The 19,294-nt window shown below is 49.5% G+C and carries 19 protein-coding genes; 11 read left to right on the top strand and 8 right to left on the bottom strand.

Features of this window, described 5'->3' with window-relative positions; genetic code table 11:
* Positions 1 to 67: 67 nt before the first annotated feature.
* The 7 genes from QUF18_RS00095 to QUF18_RS00065 all read left to right on the top strand — a co-directional run bounded on the left by QUF18_RS00095 (position 68) and on the right by QUF18_RS00065 (position 5,883).
* A complete protein-coding gene (locus QUF18_RS00095) occupies positions 68 to 925 on the top strand; it encodes an SDR family oxidoreductase (RefSeq protein WP_289386051.1) in 858 nt (285 codons plus the stop codon).
* Positions 926 to 1,233: 308 nt separating this feature from the next.
* Positions 1,234 to 1,425, top strand: a complete 192-nt coding sequence (locus QUF18_RS00090; RefSeq protein ID WP_122005959.1) for a twin transmembrane helix small protein — start codon at positions 1,234 to 1,236, stop codon at positions 1,423 to 1,425.
* Positions 1,426 to 1,457: 32 nt separating this feature from the next.
* The gene (locus QUF18_RS00085) at positions 1,458 to 2,063 is read left to right on the top strand and encodes a cob(I)yrinic acid a,c-diamide adenosyltransferase (protein ID WP_289384181.1); all 606 of its coding nucleotides are present in this window, start codon (positions 1,458 to 1,460) and stop codon (positions 2,061 to 2,063) included.
* 497 nt (positions 2,064 to 2,560) lie between these two features.
* A complete protein-coding gene (locus tag QUF18_RS00080) occupies positions 2,561 to 3,310 on the top strand; it encodes an electron transfer flavoprotein subunit beta/FixA family protein (protein ID WP_289384178.1) in 750 nt (249 codons plus the stop codon).
* Positions 3,311 to 3,334: 24 nt separating this feature from the next.
* Positions 3,335 to 4,264: an electron transfer flavoprotein subunit alpha/FixB family protein gene (locus QUF18_RS00075; protein WP_289384177.1), complete on the top strand. Its 930-nt coding sequence runs from the start codon at positions 3,335 to 3,337 to the stop codon at positions 4,262 to 4,264.
* Between the two features lie 384 nt (positions 4,265 to 4,648).
* Positions 4,649 to 5,530, top strand: a complete 882-nt coding sequence (locus tag QUF18_RS00070) for a 3-hydroxybutyryl-CoA dehydrogenase (protein WP_289384176.1) — start codon at positions 4,649 to 4,651, stop codon at positions 5,528 to 5,530.
* A 221-nt stretch (positions 5,531 to 5,751) separates the two neighbouring features.
* On the top strand, positions 5,752 to 5,883 hold the full coding sequence (locus QUF18_RS00065; RefSeq protein ID WP_272906624.1) for a hypothetical protein: 132 nt from the start codon (positions 5,752 to 5,754) through the stop codon (positions 5,881 to 5,883).
* 77 nt (positions 5,884 to 5,960) lie between these two features.
* On the opposite strand, the gene QUF18_RS00060 is transcribed toward QUF18_RS00065, so the two are convergent.
* Together QUF18_RS00060 and cysK are read right to left on the bottom strand one after the other, a co-directional pair.
* Entirely contained in the window at positions 5,961 to 6,404 is a 444-nt protein-coding gene (locus QUF18_RS00060) for a DoxX family protein (protein ID WP_289384175.1), read from the bottom strand.
* Between the two features lie 287 nt (positions 6,405 to 6,691).
* Positions 6,692 to 7,660: a cysteine synthase A gene (cysK, locus tag QUF18_RS00055; protein ID WP_289384174.1), complete on the bottom strand. Its 969-nt coding sequence runs from the start codon at positions 7,658 to 7,660 to the stop codon at positions 6,692 to 6,694.
* A gap of 315 nt (positions 7,661 to 7,975) precedes the next feature.
* Between cysK and QUF18_RS00050 the strand changes: the two genes are divergently transcribed.
* Entirely contained in the window at positions 7,976 to 8,425 is a 450-nt protein-coding gene (locus QUF18_RS00050; protein ID WP_289384173.1) for a universal stress protein, read from the top strand.
* Between the two features lie 100 nt (positions 8,426 to 8,525).
* Here the strand turns inward: QUF18_RS00050 and typA are convergent, their stop codons facing one another.
* The 4 genes from typA to QUF18_RS00030 form a co-directional block, all read right to left on the bottom strand.
* A complete protein-coding gene (typA, locus tag QUF18_RS00045) occupies positions 8,526 to 10,343 on the bottom strand; it encodes a translational GTPase TypA (RefSeq protein WP_289384172.1) in 1,818 nt (605 codons plus the stop codon).
* Positions 10,344 to 10,564: 221 nt separating this feature from the next.
* Entirely contained in the window at positions 10,565 to 11,953 is a 1,389-nt protein-coding gene (gene mgtE / locus QUF18_RS00040; RefSeq protein ID WP_289384171.1) for a magnesium transporter, read from the bottom strand.
* 339 nt (positions 11,954 to 12,292) lie between these two features.
* Positions 12,293 to 13,561, bottom strand: coding sequence for a multidrug effflux MFS transporter (locus QUF18_RS00035; protein ID WP_289384170.1), 1,269 nt, complete (start codon positions 13,559 to 13,561; stop codon positions 12,293 to 12,295).
* Between the two features lie 45 nt (positions 13,562 to 13,606).
* Entirely contained in the window at positions 13,607 to 14,074 is a 468-nt protein-coding gene (locus QUF18_RS00030) for a MarR family winged helix-turn-helix transcriptional regulator (RefSeq protein ID WP_289384169.1), read from the bottom strand.
* A 155-nt stretch (positions 14,075 to 14,229) separates the two neighbouring features.
* Here QUF18_RS00030 and QUF18_RS00025 point away from each other — a divergent pair, with 155 nt between their 5' ends.
* The gene (locus QUF18_RS00025; protein ID WP_289384168.1) at positions 14,230 to 16,266 is read left to right on the top strand and encodes a M3 family metallopeptidase; all 2,037 of its coding nucleotides are present in this window, start codon (positions 14,230 to 14,232) and stop codon (positions 16,264 to 16,266) included.
* Positions 16,267 to 16,310: 44 nt separating this feature from the next.
* Here the strand turns inward: QUF18_RS00025 and QUF18_RS00020 are convergent, their stop codons facing one another.
* Together QUF18_RS00020 and QUF18_RS00015 are read right to left on the bottom strand one after the other, a co-directional pair.
* Positions 16,311 to 16,517 carry a DUF1737 domain-containing protein gene (locus QUF18_RS00020; RefSeq protein ID WP_220158670.1) on the bottom strand — a complete coding sequence of 69 codons (207 nt, stop codon included), beginning with the start codon at positions 16,515 to 16,517 and terminating at the stop codon, positions 16,311 to 16,313.
* A 31-nt stretch (positions 16,518 to 16,548) separates the two neighbouring features.
* Complete coding sequence (locus QUF18_RS00015; protein WP_289384167.1) at positions 16,549 to 17,412, bottom strand: HpcH/HpaI aldolase/citrate lyase family protein; 864 nt, start codon at positions 17,410 to 17,412, stop codon at positions 16,549 to 16,551.
* A gap of 256 nt (positions 17,413 to 17,668) precedes the next feature.
* On the opposite strand from QUF18_RS00015, the gene leuD reads away from it, so the two are divergent.
* Positions 17,669 to 18,274, top strand: a complete 606-nt coding sequence (gene leuD, locus QUF18_RS00010; RefSeq protein WP_289384166.1) for a 3-isopropylmalate dehydratase small subunit — start codon at positions 17,669 to 17,671, stop codon at positions 18,272 to 18,274.
* A 151-nt stretch (positions 18,275 to 18,425) separates the two neighbouring features.
* Positions 18,426 to 18,845, top strand: a complete 420-nt coding sequence (locus QUF18_RS00005) for a metallopeptidase family protein (protein ID WP_289384162.1) — start codon at positions 18,426 to 18,428, stop codon at positions 18,843 to 18,845.
* Positions 18,846 to 19,294 lie beyond the last annotated feature (449 nt).

Genomic DNA, 19,294 nt, shown 5'->3' with positions numbered 1-19,294 from the left:
GTATAAAACTTTGCGGACAGGAATTGCAATTATGTCAGCCCGTAAACCAATGGATAAAGACCAACCTATGGCACAGAATGCGCAAATTTCACCTGTCATACAAAAAACTATTCTGATCACCGGTTGTTCCAGCGGTATCGGTGCTTTTTGTGCGCAAGCGCTGAAACAGCGTGGCTGGCGGGTGTTTGCCACTGCGCGTAAGAGTGAAGATCTGAGCTATTTGCGAGAGCAGGGCTTTGAAGCTTTTTATCTGGATTATTGTGAGCCGGAGTCAATTGCAGCTGTTGCTGAAGCGGTTCTGGAAGCTTGTCATCATCAGCTTGATGCGCTGTTTAATAATGGCGCTTATGCGCAGCCCGGTGCGGTAGAAGACTTGCCGATGGAAGCGTTGCGCTTGCAATTCGAGGCTAATTTCTTTGGCTGGCAGGATTTAACGCAAAGGCTGATCCCCGCAATGCGTGCCCGTAAGCAGGGGCGGCTGGTGCATTGTTCATCCATTCTCGGATTAGTGCCGATGAAATGGCGCGGCGCTTATGTGTCTTCCAAATTTGCTCTGGAAGGGCTGATGCTGGTGCAGCGTATGGAGTTGGAAGGTTCAGGTCTTTCTGTCTCAATGATTGAGCCGGGCCCGATTACCAGCAAATTTGCAGTCAATGCAGCTGCTTTTGCGCAGAAATATATTGATATGGAAGCGTCTGTTCACCGGCAGGATTACCAGCGGCAATTTGCAAAACTGCAGGGTGGCGGGACAAAGTCCTCAGCGAAGCTCGGCCCTGATGCAGTGTATGAGGTTTTATTGCATGCATTGGAAAGTGACAGGCCACGTCCGCATTATCCGGTAACACGCCCGGCAAAGCTGGGCATTCTTGCCAAGCGCCTGCTGCCTTCCCGCTGGCTTTATAAAATGCTGTCCGATCAATCATAAGGAATATGCGCTCTTCGCATTATAACCGCTATACACTTTTACGGGAAATGCTGGTTTGTTTGGCGCATTGTCCTGACGTAAAACCGCTATACACTTTTACGGGAAATGCTGGCTTTGTTTAGTCGCATTGTCCTGCCGCAAAATCGCTGCGCACTTTTGCGGGAAATGCTGGTTTGTTTAGTCGCATTGTCCTGACGCAAAACCGCTACGCACTTTTGCGGGAAATGCTCTATCAGCCGCAAAAAGCATCTGTTACACATTGTGCGGGGAAGACAGAGGATTGCTGAAAAGCGATCGGGAGGAAGAAGATGGACAGCGGTTTCAAATTTTTAGCGATCATTGCAATGATCGCCGTGGCAGTGGTTTTGCTGCTGGGTTTGCGTAATATGCTACGAAACGGCGATGGCAATACATCAAACAAATTGATGCGGTTGCGTATTATGTTTCAGTTTATCGCCGTGCTGTTAATGGTCGGCGCATTATATTTTGCCCGACGTTAATTCGTCTGTGAAACAGTCCGTTGTGAGGCAATTTGGTCAAGCTGAATAAAATTTACACGCGCACCGGTGATGACGGCACAACAGGTTTGGCCTGTGGTCCCAGACGGCGTAAAGATGATCTTCGGATTATTGCATGCGGTGATATTGATGAGCTGAATGCAGCAATCGGGCTGGCGCGTCTTTATACGGCGCTGATCCTGCCGGAAGTTGATGCAATACTGACAAGGATACAGAATGATCTCTTTGACCTCGGTGCTGATATTGCCACTCCCGATGCTGTTTCAGGTTCTGCCGGTGCTGCTGCTGCAAATCTCGGTTATGAGCCATTAAGAATCATCAGCACGCAGGTCGATCGTCTGGAACAGGAGATTGATGCGCTGAATGAGGAGCTTGAACCACTCCGCTCGTTCATTCTGCCCGGTGGATCACCGGCGGCAGCACATTTGCATATGGCCAGAACGATTGCCCGTCGTGCAGAGCGCTCCATGGTGGCGCTGGCGGCACAGGATGGCGAGATCGTTTCTGATCCAGCGCTGCATTATATCAACCGCCTGTCAGACTTGCTGTTTGTAGCGGCACGTATTGCTAATAATCAGGGCCAGGACGATATTTTGTGGGTTCCGGCGCTCACGCGCTAGAGCGGTTTACGTTCATGTTGGATCGCAGTGCTCACTCTAGATTCTTTAGTTTGTCGCATTATCCCGACGTCAAGTTGATCCAACTTGACTGTGAAATGCTCTAGAGGGCATCTGCAAAAATTCGAGACGTTTTGATAGCCGAATAGGTATCCGGCGCTCCGGCATGTTTATTTTGCGACATGCTTGTTCAGGTTTCGAAGATGGTTATGACGAGATTTCATAGCCTTGGTCTTGGAGGCGATTGACCTGCTTCCCGTTCAGACTTACGGTCTTATGAAATTTCTGAAATTCCGGTCAATATTGTTCGCACAATATCGGGCGGGCATCAGGCAGGTTTGCGATACGATATTAGAATGTCGGCATCAGGCAAGTTGTTGCTTATGCCATAGTTTAAAATTGTATCTGACAGAGAGGCAGACGGATATCAGTTGGTAGAGAGCTGATATCTTGTCGAAGAGAGCAGCACATGCTGCTTCAATGGAGAGGATCTTAACCGAATGAAAGTTCTGGTCGCAGTTAAGCGGGTTGTTGATTACAACGTCAAAATCCGGGTCAAGAGTGACGGTTCAGGCGTTGAGTTGACCAATGTCAAAATGTCGATGAACCCGTTTGATGAAATCGCGGTTGAGGAAGCTCTGAAACTAAAAGAAGCCGGTAAGGTTTCTGAAGTGGTGGTTGTTTCAATCGGCCCTGCGCAGGCGCAGGAAACCCTTCGTACGGCCTTGGCAATGGGTGCTGACCGCGCTGTTCTCGTCAAAAATGACGATGTTGTTGAGCCGCTTGCCGTTGCAAAGATTCTGAAGGGCGTGGTTGAAGCAGAACAGCCTGCGCTGGTTATTCTTGGCAAACAGGCCATCGATGATGATGCGAACCAGACCGGCCAGATGCTCTCTGCATTGCTGGGCTGGGCACAGGCAACTTTTGCCTCGGAAGTGCAGCTTTCAGATGCTACTGCCAATGTGACCCGTGAAGTTGATGGCGGTTTGCAGACCATTGAAGTCAAACTGCCTGCGATCATCACCACAGATCTGCGTTTGAACCAGCCGCGTTATGCTTCTCTGCCGAATATTATGAAGGCCAAAAAGAAGCCTCTCGACGAGAAGACACCGGCTGATTACGGCGTAGATACTGCACCACGCCTGAAAGTTCTGAAAACTGAAGAGCCTTCCGGCCGTAAAGCGGGCATTAAAGTGGCTTCCGTTGCTGAGCTTGTTGACAAGCTCAAAAACGAAGCAGGCGTATTGTAAGCGGGTCAGGACAGGAAAACGATTATGGCTATTCTTCTTTTTGCAGAACACGATAATGCAAGTCTTTCTGACCAGACAGCTAAGGCATTGACCGCAGCGCTCGCTATTGGCGGTGATGTGGATGTACTGGTTGCGGGTAAAGGTGCAAAAGCTGCCGCAGATGCCGCTGCCAAACTCAAAGGCGTACGCAAAGTCCTGCTGGCTGAGAGCGATGCTCTTGAAAACCGTCTGGCAGAACCAACTGCCGCATTGCTGGTCGGTCTGGCCGGTTCTTACGACACCGTGATTGCCCCTGCCACAACATCCGGCAAAAACGTGCTGCCGCGTGTTGCTGCCCTTCTCGATGTGGCACAGGTATCCGAGATCATCGAAGTTGTATCTCCGACTGTGTTCAAGCGTCCGATCTATGCGGGTAACGCTATTCAGACTGTTGAAACGACTGATGCGAAAAAAGTCATCACTGTGCGTACAGCATCTTTTGCTGCTGCCGGTGAAGGCGGTTCAGCTGCGGTTGAAAGCGTTGATGCAGGCAATGATCCGGCAGTGTCGAAATTTGTTGAAGCCAAGATTTCCGGCGGTGATCGTCCGGAACTGACTTCGGCAAAAATCATCATTTCAGGTGGCCGCGCACTCGGTTCTGCTGAGAAATTCAACGAAGTGATTACACCGGTTGCAGACAAGCTCGGTGCTGCTATTGGTGCCAGCCGTGCTGCGGTTGATGCCGGTTATGCACCAAATGACTGGCAGGTTGGTCAGACCGGTAAGGTTGTTGCGCCTCAATTATATATCGCTTGCGGTATCTCCGGTGCGATTCAGCATCTGGCCGGTATGAAGGATTCCAAAGTGATCGTTGCGATCAACAAGGATGAAGAAGCACCGATTTTCCAGGTTGCTGATTATGGTCTGGTTGGCGATCTGTTCACCATTCTGCCGGAGCTTGAAAAAGCACTTTAATCAGGATCATGACAATCAGGCATGATTGTCTTTGATATTATAACGCGTCCAGATATTTAATCCGGGCGCGTTTTGCTTTAATCAGGGGCAAAGCATTTCACAGTTACAGCGGTTCCAGTTAAGATTGAATCGTTGGAACCGCTGTAACTATTTGTTTTGACGCATTATCCGACGCAAAACCGCTTCGCACTTTTGCTGGAAATGCTCTAAATCGAATCAATTTTATGCCTGTGATAATGCGACCCAAAAAGAAACCAGAGCGCGCAATCATCTCGTTTGAACGTAATCCGCTCTAGACTTATTTGCATGAGGCTGCTCATGTAGGCAGAACAGAGATAACTCTCTAGCTGTAAATTTATTGATACGAAGGGACCGGAGCGCATCATGAGTTTTACAATTAAAACAGTGGGTATTATCGGCGCGGGGCAGATGGGCAATGGTATTGCTCATGTTTGCGCACTGGCGGGCTTTGACGTGCTGTTGCATGATGCTTCGCTTGAGCGGCTGGAAAACGGCATTGCCACCATCAGCGGAAATATGGCCCGTCAGGTTGCTTCAGGCAAACTAGCAGAGGACGCACGTATTGCCGGTCTGGCACTGATTAAACCGGCCAAAACCATGGCTGATCTGGCACCTTGCGATCTGGTGATTGAAGCGGCAACGGAAAACGAAGCTGTTAAGAAGCAGATTTTTGCGCAGGTCTGCCCGCATCTGCATAGCAATGCTATTCTGGCAACCAATACGTCTTCGATTTCGATCACCCGTTTGGCTGCGACAACGGATCGTCCTGAGCGCTTCATCGGTATTCATTTCATGAATCCGGTGCCGGTGATGAAACTGGTTGAGCTGATCCGCGGTATTGCAACGGAAGAGCCGACTTTTTCTGCTTCGACTGATTTTGTACAGAAACTCGGTAAGACCATAACGGTTTCAGCCGACTTCCCTGCCTTTATCGTCAATCGTATTCTGCTGCCGATGATTAATGAAGCGATTTACACGCTTTATGAAGGTGTCGGCACTGTGGATGCGATTGATACCGCGATGAAGCTTGGTGCCAATCATCCGATGGGGCCGCTGCAGCTTGCAGATTTTATCGGTCTGGATACATGCTTGTCGATCATGCAGGTGCTTTATGAAGGTCTGTCGGATTCCAAGTATCGCCCGTGCCCGCTGCTAGTTAAATATGTCGAAGCAGGCTGGCTGGGCCGTAAAACCGGTCGTGGTTTCTACGACTACCGTGGTGATGAGCCGGTACCAACCCGTTAAGAATTAATACTATCTCAGGTTTGAAACAGATCAAAACCCCGCATTTTGTCAAGAAATGCGGGGTTTTTTATCAAGTTAATAAATAAAAGGTTATTTTTAACAGGTCGTTAAGCATGTGAATTCATATGATGTTCACCTTTGTTGGCTAATATTTACCTTAAATTCACTGTTGCGATTTGCGCTTCAGAAAAACAATAATTCTAAATTAATCAGGGTGTAGGATGATGGGTCTGATCGTTCAGTTTCGTCAAGTTGTTAAAGTTATTCGCGAGTTTCTGGCACCAAGCTATCGTCCGGAACGCCATTATATGCGTGGCCCTGGCCCTGCTTGTGCAGCCCGTCATGCGCACTAAAATATCTTGCACCGGATAGCTCCCAGATCCGGTTGTGAAGAGAATGAAAAAGCCGGCTCATGAGCCGGCTTTTATGTTTAGAACTGTTTGCCAAGCAGGCGGTCTAAGGACAAGCGGCCACTACCGGCCACACTCAGATACATAAACACACCGAACCAGACTGTTGAGAGCTGGAAACCGCTGCCGCGCGGGATCATGACCATCAGCAGAATCACAATCATCTGGATAAACAGCATAAAAGCGAGCGGGCGTGTAAACAGACCGATTGCAATGGCAATACCACCGGCAAATTCAAGAATGCTGGTAAAATAGGCCAGCGGCACCGCAGGCTCCAGCCCCAATTGCTGAAACAATTCAATATCGCGGGGCATATCGCCGTTAAACAATTTTTCCCATCCAAAGAATGCCATGATGCCGCCGCTTGCAGCACGCATGACGGCGTAGGCTAAATCGTGAAAACGGGCATAGAGTGGTGCGAGAAATGGCAGAATTAAAGACGGTTCAGAGTGTTTATCTGTCATGAATGATGGTTCTTTGCACGAAAGCGGGTTGAAAAAGACGTTCAGTTTCTGTGTTTATTCTTTGCGCGATGCGGAATTTCACCACATAACGTAACAAACCGTATGGTTTGATTCTTGAGCTGAGGTGTAGCAGAACTGAAGGTTTTTTCTTCATGAATTTTGCGTGATTAAACCGGAGAGGGCATGAGAGTTTGGGCTGCTGACAGTACGCTGCATTTTTTATGAAACAGCCATAAAAAAACCGGCACAAAGGCCGGTTTCAATATTTTAAAGTTCAGTTGCTTAAATTAGGCGTCAAGACCGTCAAACAAAGCGGTTGAGAGATAACGTTCGGCGAAAGACGGAATAATAACGACAATGTTTTTGCCTTTATTTTCCGGACGCTTGCCAACCTCGATCGCAGCTTTGAGTGCTGCACCGGAAGAAATGCCGACCGGAATACCTTCCACGCGGGCAATCTGACGCGCATAGGTGAAAGCATCTTCATTGGCGACCTGAATGATTTCATCATAAATGCCGGTATCGAGAGTTTTGGGCGCAAAACCGGCGCCAATACCCTGAATTTTATGCGGGCCCGGATTGCCGCCGGAAAGCACAGGCGAATCTTTTGGCTCAACTGCAACCACTTTGAACGATGGTTTGCGGGCTTTCAGAACTTGTCCAATACCGGTGATAGTGCCGCCGGTACCAATACCGGAAACCAGAATATCGGCTTCACCATTGGTATCGTTCCAGATTTCTTCCGCAGTTGTTTTACGGTGAATTTCCGGATTGGCTGCATTTTCAAACTGTTGCGGGATAATGGCGTCGGGGTTGCCGGCGGCGAGTTCCTCAGCCTTGGCAATCGCGCCTTTCATGCCTTTGGCACCTTCTGTCAACACCAGTTCTGCGCCAAGCAGCTTCAGAAGCTTACGACGTTCAACCGACATGGTTTCAGGCATAGTCAGAATCAGGCTGTAGCCTTTGGCAGCAGCGGCAAAAGCCAGTGCGATACCGGTATTGCCCGAAGTCGGCTCAATGAATACTGTTTTACCCGGAACAGCTTTACCTTCAGCCTCAAGGCTTTCAATCATTGCCAGACCAATACGGTCTTTAACACTGGCAAGCGGATTAAAAAATTCGAGCTTAACGAGAAGGTTGGCGACAACGCTGTTCTCACGGGCAAACTTGTCAACGCGGACAAGTGGTGTGTTGCCGATTGTTTCAACTATAGAAGAATAAATACGGCCGCGGCCCGGCTTGTTAGAATCGCTCATACCAAATCTCCTGATCTTTTCGCAAATCATAGGGCCTGACGGCTCAGGATTATAGAAGCAGGCTTCCAGATTATGCAGTCAAATTAGAATAATATTCTATCACAATGAAAATTTAGAATTATTTTATAGCCGAATAATGACAGGTTCAATTTCTGACGTCTTCGCTGTCCTGAAACAGGCCATGAAATACAGGGCGTGGATCACAAACAATTTTGATTGCGATCAATGTAATTTCTACTGTTAATTCTTAGATAAATAATATGAAGTGTTGCTCAGATAATGTTTAGCAGACACTGCAAAAAGGAAGGGCGAAAAATGTATAAGCATATTTTAGTGGCAACTGACGGTTCAGAGCTTGCCAATAAAGGTCTGGAGCAGGCTATTGGTCTGGCCAAGGAGCTTTCCGCTAAAATCACAGTCTTGACGGTCACAGATCTGTTTCCGAGCTATGGCATTGTCGTGGCACCGGGATTGAGCACATCGCCGGAAATTTTTGAAGAATACCGCACATCCATGGCTGAACAGGCCAAAGCGATTGTACAGCAGGCACTTGCCAAAGCGCGGGATGCCGGCGTGACTGTTGAAGGTCTGCATATTGAGAATCAGTCACCGGCCGTCGGTATTGTGGAAGCTGCCGAGACCCATCAGGCTGAGTTGATTGTGATTGCGTCGCATGGTCGTCGTGGCATGAACAAGCTGTTGCTGGGCAGTCAGGCTGCAGAAGTTCTGTCTTTGAGCAAAGTGCCGGTGCTGGTTGTAAAATAACCGCTCTGTATCTTCTGTGAGATATAAAACTACATTTATATATTGAAAAAGGCGGCTTTCTGAAGAAAGCCGCCTTTTCCATTTTTCCGTTTAAGTATGATTACATACCTTTGGACTTCGAAAAACGCTTACGGTCATTCGGGTCCAGATAGAGCTTACGCAGACGGATGGACTTTGGTGTTACTTCCATCAGTTCGTCATCCTGAATCCAGGAAAGAGCGCGTTCCAGTGTCATACGGATCGGCGGGGTCAGCTTAACAGCTTCATCCTTACCGGATGCGCGCATGTTGGTCAGCTTCTTGCCTTTCAGCACGTTGATTTCCAGATCATTGTCGCGCGTGTGAATACCCACGATCATGCCCTGATAAACCTTGGTACCTGCATCAATGATCATCGGACCACGATCTTCAAGGTTGAACATCGCATAGGCAACTGATTCGCCCTGATCGTTCGAGATCAGTACGCCGTTGTTACGACCACCGATCGCGCCTTTATGCGGCTGATATTCGTGGAACAGACGGTTCATAATCGCTGTACCGCGTGTATCAGTCATCAGTTCAGACTGGTAACCGATCAGACCACGGGTTGGTGCAAAGAACACCAGACGAACGCGGTTACCGCCGGATGGACGCAGCTCAGCCATTTCGGCTTTGCGCTCAGACATTTTCTGAACAACGGTGCCGGAATACTCTTCGTCAACGTCGATAACAACTTCTTCAACCGGCTCAAGCAGGTTGCCGTCTTCGTCTTTGTGCATCACAACGCGCGGACGCGAAATGCTCAGCTCAAAACCTTCACGACGCATTGTTTCGATCAGAACTGCGAGCTGCAATTCACCACGACCGGAAACGTAGAACGAATCTTTATCTTCGGATTCTTCAATCTGAAGCGCAACCGAACCTTCAGCTTCTTTGAGCAGACGGTCACGGATAACACGGCTGGTAACCTTGTCACCTTCAGTCCCGGCCAGCGGGCTGTCGTTAACAATGAAGGACATTGTTACAGTTGGCGGATCAATCGGCTGAGCCTTCATGGCTTCATTGATTGAAGGGTCGCAGAATGTGTCAGCCACAGTTCCTTTTGAAAGACCGGCAATCGCGACGATATCGCCTGCAACACCTTCTTCAATCGCTGTACGTTCCAGACCACGGAAAGCGAGGATTTTGGAAACACGGCCGTTTTCCAGCAGTTTACCGTCCTGACCGAGCACTTTTACAGCCTGGTTCGGCTTCAAAGTACCGGAATGAATACGACCGGTGATGATGCGGCCGAGGAACGGATCAGCTTCCAGAATGGTACCGATCATCGTGAACGGACCTTCAGCAACCTTAGGTGCCGGAACATGCTTAAGGATCAGATCAAACAGCGGAGCCAGACCCTGATCGCTTGGACCTTCCGGATTTTCTGCCATCCAGCCGTTACGGCCTGAACCGTAAAGAATCGGGAAGTCGAGCTGTTCGTCAGTCGCATCAAGCGCTGCAAACATATCGAAAACTTCGTTGATGACTTCTTCATGACGGCCATCCGGACGGTCGATCTTGTTGATCGCAACGATAGGACGTAAGCCGAGTTTGAGCGCTTTACCAACAACGAACTTGGTCTGAGGCATCGGGCCTTCAGCGGAGTCAACGAGAACGACAACGCCGTCAACCATCGAAAGGATACGCTCAACTTCACCACCGAAGTCGGCGTGGCCCGGAGTATCAACGATATTGATGCGTGTATCTTTCCAGACAGCGGAAGTTGCCTTGGCAAGAATGGTGATGCCGCGCTCGCGCTCGATATCACCGGAGTCCATCATGCGTTCTGTGACGCGCTGATTGTCACGGAATACACCGGACTGTTTCAGAAGTTCGTCAACCAGGGTCGTTTTGCCGTGGTCAACGTGTGCGATGATCGCGATGTTACGCAATTGCATTGATTATCACTCTGAATAGGGGGTTGGGACGCCCAGGACAAAACCGAGTGAACGCCGCAGATAATGGGGCGCTCTTACAGGTTTTTCGTCAATTTTAAAAGGGGGAGGGCTGATTTTAGCATTTCGTATATATCAAACCTGCTGTGCAGTGACTGCATAAAACGCCATAAGAGCATTTACCGGATAAAAAACCGGCCGGAAATTTCCGGCCGGTTGAGATGTTAAAGCAGGGTTCCGGTGAGGAATATCACCGCAACGCTGAAATAGATGATTAGTCCCATCACATCGACAAGTGTCGCGACAAAGGGAGCCGAAGCACTGGCCGGATCAAGCCCGAGGCGCTGGAGAATGAACGGCAGCATGGAGCCGGACAGAGAGCCGAACAACACAATGCCGATCAAAGCGACACCAATAGTAATGCCGATCAGTACCCAATGTTCGCCGTAATCATAGAGGCCGGTTTTCTGCCAGATGGCAATGCGGACAAAGCCGATCAGGCCGAGCATTGAACCCAATGCCAGCCCTGTTGGTATTTCACGCAAGGCCACACGCCACCAGTCACCCAGTTTGAGATCCTGCAACGCTAAGGCACGGATCAGCAACGAGGTTGCCTGCGAGCCGGAGTTACCGCCAGAGCTCATAATCAGCGGAATAAACAGCGCCAGTACAATGGCTTTTTCCAGTTCGACTTCAAAATGCTGCATCGCACTGGCGGTCAGCATTTCACTCAGGAACAAGATACAGAGCCAGCCGCCGCGCTTGCGCAGCATTTCAAAGAAACCGATCTGCATATAGGGCTTGGTAAAAGCCTCCATACCACCGAATTTATAGGCGTCTTCCGAGGTTTCTTCGGTCATGGCGTCGAGAACATCATCCACGGTCACGATACCGATCAAGTGGTGCTGTTCATCAACAACGGGAATGGCCAGAAGATCATGTTTACGGAACAGGCGGGAAACCTCTTCCTGATCCATCAGCGGGGGAACAGTCAGCGGTGTCTGGTCGCGCCCAACTTCTGCAATGCTGGCCTGCAGATCAGCCGTAATCAGACGGCGCAGAGAAACCACGTGCTGCAAAACGCGGGTGGCCGGATCTTCCACATAAATGGCATAGACAGTTTCACGCGAGCGCTCGACCTGACGGATATGTGCAAGGGTCTGCTCAACCGTCCATGTGGTTGGCACAGAGATAAATTCGGTGGTCATCAGACCGCCGGCTGTATCTGCCGGATAGCCCATCAGCTTTTTCAGATTAGCTTTGGTTTCAGCCGACAGAATAGCAAACAGGCGGTTGCGTGACGGCCAGTCCATATCATGAAAAATGTCGGTAGCGCGGTCAGCGGACATGCCGTTGAGGATTTCTCCGGCATGGGCAGTGTCAAGACTGTCGATGATCTGTTCAGCGTAATGCAGTTCAGGCTGATCGAGCAGCAGAACCGCCTGATCGGTGGAAACTGCGCGGAACAATGCGACCTGATCGTCGAGATCAAGTTCATTAATCAGCTCGACGGCATCGCCGGTACGGAGCTGAGCGACCTGCTCAAGCAGGGCGGATAGTGCGAGATTAGTTGTATCGAGAGCTGCACCATAGGTGCCGGTATTGTTGTTCATTGGCTTGCCTCTCTGTCGATCCGCCGTCATGACAGACCGTGACAAACCAACCGCCTTCTGCGATCAGGTCAGGGCTGCCGATGACGGCATAAACAATCGACTGTGACTGTCGCAGGGCATAAGAGTAAAACTCCGGTTAAAATCAGACCAAAGGGTCTTCCCGTGCTTTTTGTGCTGTTGAGCGGGGGATGTCAACCCTGCTGGAGCGCATCCCGAAAAGTGGGAACCGGTTTTCGGAATAAGATGCGCTTAAATAAAAGTATAGAGCATTTCCAATGATCCAATCTAAACGGGAAATGCTCTAGATGCGTTTCCGTTTTCAAAAAGACCTATCTGATTTTATCGTTGTTCAGAAATTTTAGGCGTAATCGGATGTTCTATCGTCTGGCTCAGGGGCAGTTTGAACCTGTTCCACATGATATAGCTGATTAATGACAGTAATCCCATCAGCGGCAACAAAGTTGCCATGGCAATCACGGGATCGCCCATTGAGGCGGAGAGTATGCCGCCGACCAGACCGCCGCCCATTTGAAAGAAGCCCATTAAAGCCGAGGCCGAGCCTGCAATCTGCGGAAAAGGTGCCATGGCCGCTGTGGTCATTTGTGGCGTGAGGAAAGCGATACCCATCACATAGAGCCCCATTGGCAGCATGACCCGCAAATAGCTCGGCTCATAAACGCGCAGCATTACCGCAAGCAGGATACTGGCCGAACAGGTGCAGAGCAGGCCGATGCAGAACATTTGAAACACGCTCAGCCGGTGCATCATCAAGCGGTAGATAATCCCGCCTGAGACATAGAAGGCAGTTTGCAGCAGCATTCCCATGCCAAACTGACTTGGTGATAAGCCAACGCGGGACATCAGAATAAAGGGCATGATGGTGGCAGACGTATAAAGGGCACCGGTGGCACCGGTCAGTACCAGACTGGCCAGCAGAAAATGCGGAGTTTTCAGCAGGCTGAAATAGGATTTGATCAGGGTTTTCGGTCGGATGCGGGACGGATCAGGATTACCTGTTTCCTGCACAAAAAGCAGCATGATGGTAATAACCACGATACCTTGCAGGATCATGACCATAAAAATCGCATGCCAGCCGAAGAACTCCAGCGTCAGCCCACCGAGTGTCGGGCCGATAGCAGGGCCGACAGACAGGACAATGCCGATCAGGTTCATAACCCTTGCCGACTTATCACTGGTAAACAGATCGCGGACAATCGCGCGGGACATGGTTACACCGACTGCTGCGCCCACACCCTGTAACAGACGTGCCAGCACCATGATCTCAATTGTCGGTGCCAGCAATGCCAGCACACTTGCCGCCAGATAGACGGACATGAACAGGATGGTGATCGGTTTGCGCCCATAACCATCGGAGAGGGGACCACAGATCAGCTGGGCAAAACAGAAGCCGCCGAAATAGGCTGTGAGTGTGAGTTTGACCGCGGATTCCGTGGTGCCGAAAGCGGTCACAATATCCGGCATTGCCGGTGTGTAGAGCGACATGGCCAGCGGCCCGATTGCCGAGAGAAAACCACCGATAATACCGACACGGCGTTCGGACATGATGACCAGAGGAGAGGCTTTTACGCGAGGCGATGAATCGGGCATAGCGGCATGCTTTATGGTTGGATTGTAAAAGAGCGGGAAAGCAGGTCAGCTTTTCCGGTTTTCCTGATTGATTTCTCTTAAATGTGCGCGGACTGTCATCAGATTGCCCATGAACTTCTCCCACTCCTCAGGCGGCAATGCGCGCGAGACTTCTGAAATTGTTTCACGTGCAATACGCTTTAAATCATCGAGAACGGGAACAGCTGTTTCATTGAGAAAAATCAGCTTTGCGCGGCGGTCATCGGGATCAGGCTCACGGCGCAACAGCTGGCGATTCTCCAGTCTGTCGAGATAACCGGACAGGGTCATCGCCTCAATATTCATACTCTCGGCCAGTGCAACCTGACGGGCAGGCTGATAACGCGCCACATGCACCAATGTCCGAGACTCAAAAGCCGTGAGTTCAATGCCTGCGGCAATGATCTTGCGCTCGCGCTCAAGACTGAAGAGGCGACTGATATCGTAGGCCAGAAAGCCGAAACTATCCGGATCATAGGATTTGCCTGAAAACATAGTAAGGTTTCCTTATAATAAGTTCTATTTACTATTTCTGCTTCGCGCGGTCAATTATCCGTATAAATCACTTGTGGCGGATAAGCGGGCTGCTTAAATGTTTGAAATGTAATTCTGCAAACCGGAGATCGTGAGACATGCCGCAGGACAATCAGATGACACCCGCAAATAAAGCTCTCAGCCAGTGGAGCGGCCCGCTTGGTCTGCCGGATTTCAGCAAGTTCACTGATGCGGATTTTAAAGCAGCTTTTGATATTGCTCTGGAAAAAGACTGGGCTGATGTTGAAGCGGTTTTGCAGAACTCTGATGCGCCGACAATTGAAAATACTTTGAAAGCGTTACAGCTTTCCGGCCAAGAGCTTTCGCATATTGCAGCTATTTTCTGGCTGCGTGCCGGTGCGCATACCAACGAGGATATTCAGGCACTGGAGCGTGAAGTCGCGCCGAAAATGTCCCGCCATCATTCGCGCATCATGATGAACGAAGTGCTGTTTGCCCGCCTTGATGCGCTTTATCAGAACCGTGCTAATCTCGGATTGGATACGGAAACGCTGCGTGTGCTGGAAAAAAGCTGGAAAGGCTTTGTGCGTAACGGTGCCAAGCTGAATGCACAGGACAAGGCACGGCTGGCTGACATTAACGAAAAGCTTGCCGGTCTCGGCGCAGGTTTCGGCCAGAATGTGCTGAAAGACGAAGCATCATGGGCGTTGTTTATCACGGATGAAGCTGAACTTGCCGGTTTGCCTGAGCAATTGCAGGCTGCCATGAAAGCGGCGGCTGAAGAGCGTGGCCGTCAAGATGCCTGGGCGGTTACACTGTCCCGCGCGATTGTTGAACCGTTCCTGACATTCTCCTCTGTTCGTACTTTGCGTGAAAAAGCCTATGATGCATGGGCAAAGCGTGGTGAAAATGGTGGTGAGACTGATAACCGGACTTTGGTAACAGAGATTGTCAGTCTGCGCGATGAAAAGGCAAAGCTGCTGGGCTATGCAAATTTTGCCGCGTTCAAGCTTGATGACACAATGGCTAAAACGCCGGATGCGGTGATGGATTTGCTGCTGCCGGTTTGGGAAAAAGCCAAGCAACGTGCTTCGGAAGAACAGGCTGATCTGGAAAAGCTGATTGCCGGTGAGGGCTTGAATCATCCGGTAGCCGGTTGGGACTGGCGCTATTATGCAGAAAAGCTGCGTGCCGAGCGCTTCGCTTTTGATGAAGGCGATCTCAAACCTTATCTGCAGCTTAATAAAATTATTGAAGCGGCTTTTGACGTTGCAACACGTCTGTTTGGCCTGACATTTAAAGAGCATCAGGGCATTCAGACATGGCATCCGGATGTGCGCGTGTGGGAAGTGTTCAATGCAGATGGTTCACGACGCGGCCTGTTCTTAGGCGATTATTTTGCCCGCCAGAGCAAACGCTCCGGCGCATGGATGAGCGCTTTGCAGTCGTCTCATCGTCTGGATGCTGGCCAGCAGCCGATTATTTATAATGTGATGAACTTCGCCAAACCGCCAAAAGGTGAGGTGGCACTGTTGTCGCTCGATGATGCGCATACGCTGTTCCATGAGTTTGGTCATGCCCTGCACGGATTGCTGAGCGATGTGACATGGCCTGCGATTTCCGGCACCGCAGTCTCGCGTGATTTTGTGGAACTGCCATCCCAGCTCTTTGAACATTGGCTGACAGAACGTCCGGTGCTGGAGAAATTCGCCACACATTATAAAACCGGTGAGACAATCCCGCAGGATCTGATTGATAAAGTGCTGAAAGCTGCCACTTTCAACGCCGGTTTCAACACTGTGGAGTTCACCTCATCAGCACTGGTGGATATGGCTTTCCATACCAGTGACAAGGCGGTGACTGATCCGTTGGCTTTTGAAGCGGAAGTTTTGAAAAAGCTGGATATGCCGGAAGCGATTATTATGCGCCATCGCACACCGCATTTCCTGCATGTGTTTAGCGGTGACGGATATTCTGCCGGTTACTATTCTTATATGTGGTCGGAAGTGCTGGATGCTGATGCGTTTGCGGCTTTTGAAGAAAGCGGCGATGTTTTCAATGCTGATCTGGCAGAGAAATTGAAGACCCATATTTATGCCGCTGGCGGATCAAAAGATCCGGAAGAACTATACAAAGCCTTCCGTGGTCGTATGCCGAGCCCGCAAGCGATGATCGAAAAGCGCGGCCTTTAGTAAATAGAAAGAGCCCCTGCAAGTTATGCAGGGGCTCTTAATTATTAGAAACTGCCGAGCTTGATATCCGGCGAATATTCATGACCTTCAACGGCCTTGGTTACCGCCTGACCGCAATACATCTTTTTTTCTTCGGCATTGTAGCTGTGGCTTGGCGAACCATAGAGCATCCAGCCTTTGTTCAGGGCTTCGGTAACGCGATGGCAAAAAGAAGAATCATCTGGTCCGGTAAGAAAACGATAAAGCTGCATGGAAAACTCCTGTAGTTTGCAGAAAGAAGAATCAACGTATACGGGCAAGAGTGCGCTGAGCCTGACGAATATGTAATTGCTCAACCATCGTGCCATTCAGCGAGATGGCACCTTTGGCAGCATTTTCCGGCAGATTAAAAGCAGCAATTACCTGATTTGCCCATGCGGCTTCTTCGGCAGTTGAGGAATAGCTGTTCAAAGCTGTTTCAATTTGGGATGGATGGATCAGTGTTTTTCCGTCAAAACCAAGCATGGCGCCTTGTTCACACTCGATAGCAAAACCGGCCTGATCCTGAAAATTATTATAAACACCGTCCAGTATATCAATACCGCCCGCGCGGGCTGCGAGGATAACCTGCATCATCCATGGCAGTAACGCACTGCGCTGGTTGGTGGTTTTTACACCGGTGCTCAGGGCAATGTCATTCGTGCCGATAATGAAACATCTGAGGCGCGCTGCGGATTTTTGCGCCAATCGGGCAATTTCATCCGCATTGAGAATACCGCGCGGCGTTTCAATCATTGCCCAGATTTCTAAGTTCTCCGGCGCATCATTATGGTCGAGCTGGCGGGCAACATCGATAATCTGCTGCGGTGTCTCTGCCTTTGGCAGGACAACGGCGTGAACACGAAGTTCGGCAGCCAGTCGCAGATCATCCTGTCCCCATTCTGTGCTGAGACTATTGATACGGATAGCCTGAGTGATTGTGACTTGTCCCTGTTCCTGAAAGTGGCGGCGCAGATTTTCACGCGCCTGCTGTTTGATTTCCGGAGCGACGGAATCTTCCAGATCATAGATAATGGCATCGGGATGCAGTGTTGTGCTTTTGGCAAGAGCCTTCTGGTGGCTGGCCGGTACATAAAGAACGGCACGGCGTGGCTGATAAAGAGACATTCAGAATTTTTCCTTGACCAAAGAGGCTCACGTATTTTTTAGTCGATAAATACCATTTAAAACAACGGAATATTGTTTGTATTGAATGCCATAAGCAATCAATGAAATATTACCTGTTATCGGTACCGATAAGGTGATTTTCGGCATGGTGCGGCACTTCGCTTGGATTTTAGCCCTTCTCAGGCCTTTGACTCTGCAAAAAGCTGGTGTAAAGCACAATGAGAAAACGCATTTTGACTTATAGGTTTGTAGACCGATGGAAAAATTCACCAAGCTTACCGGCGTTGCCGCTCCGTTGCCGATCATCAATATCGATACGGATATGATTATCCCTAAGGATTATCTGAAGACAATCAAGCGTACAGGTCTTGGTAAAGGTCTTTTCGCGGAAATGCGCCTGAATGAAGACGGTTCGGAAAATCCGGATTTTGTTTTGAACAAACCTGCTTATCGCAATGCACAGATTCTCGTCGCTGGTGACAATTTCGGCTGCGGTTCTTCCCGTGAGCATGCGCCTTGGGCATTGCTGGATTTCGGCATTCGCTGCGTGATTTCAACATCTTTCGCAGATATCTTCTATAATAACTGCTTCAAGAACGGTATTTTGCCGATCAAAGTTTCTCAGGAAAATCTTGATAAGCTAATGGATGATGCGTCGCGCGGTGCCAATGCCACGCTGACAGTTGATCTTGAAGGCATGACAATTTCCGGCCCCGATGGCGGCTCGATTGGTTTTGAGCTGGATGAGTTCAAGCGACATTGCATGCTCAATGGTTTGGATGATATCGGTCTGACAATGGAAAAAGCCGATAATATTTCGGTGTTTGAGAAGAAGAATTCTGAAACCCATCCATGGGCGTAACTCTTCATAACAGGGCTTCTCTTGGCATTTGTCCTCTAAATGCCTATATAGTGACAGAAACCACGCTGCAGATGGCTGTTAGCGTGGTTTTTTTATGGAATACTCTTCGAATACCCTGCTGTATTATAAGCGGGAGAGAAAGATAGAAACAATGGTTCAGACTGATCTGAGCGGAGATTGGGCAGCACGTCTTGCCCCGTCTGTCGATGAATTACAATCACTGGCATTGAATGCTTATGCGCATATGCCGGATGATTTTCGCGCGCTCAGCCCGCAGATTCGTATTGAAGTTGCAGACTTTCCCGATGAGCAAGTCATGGAAGATCTGGATCTTGATACGCCCTATGACATTCTTTGTCTTTTTGAAGGGCGGGGTATCGGCGAGCGCTTTCATTTAAGAGCGCAAGAAGGACCGGAACTGCTCATATTATATCGTCGTGCCATTCTTGATTACTGGAGCGAGAACACAGAGACCCTTGGCGAGATTATCAGCCACATCCTGCTTCATGAAATTGGCCAGAGTCTTGGTTTATCAGAAGCCGAGATGGAGCGTTTAGGTAGCGAGCATTAAAACACTGCTCAATACAATACATATACAGGTGATATGAGTTCTCGTTTTCAGTGCATATAGAGAAGCTGGCTAAGGGATTGAATTGATATTTTTGCCTGTGGAAAGAAATTTTGAGAATTATGCATTTTTCTTAGTTTGTCGTGTTGACAGTTTTGGTTAGTGGGGTCTATATGAGGCCAACAACGAGGGCGGCGGCGCTGCTAGCGGCAGAGAGCTTCGCCCCTGAGATTGGTTGATTGAGAGATTGGCTAATCGGTAAGGCACTGAAAAGATTGAGAGATTGATTTAGTGTTTACGAGATTTTAAGGTTTCGGCCTTAAGTGATTGCGACGATGAGATCCGGTTTCGACTGTTGATTTTGTTGATGTGATTGACGGTTTTATGAACTGTCTGTTCTTTGAAATTTGAATAGAGAAGAAAGAGAAACGTGGGCGGCATTGTCCTTCGTT

Origin of the sequence: Pseudochrobactrum kiredjianiae (assembly GCF_030362795.1) — a bacterium.
GTDB lineage: Bacteria > Pseudomonadota > Alphaproteobacteria > Rhizobiales > Rhizobiaceae > Pseudochrobactrum > Pseudochrobactrum kiredjianiae.
This window is presented reverse-complemented; position numbering and strand designations above follow the sequence as displayed.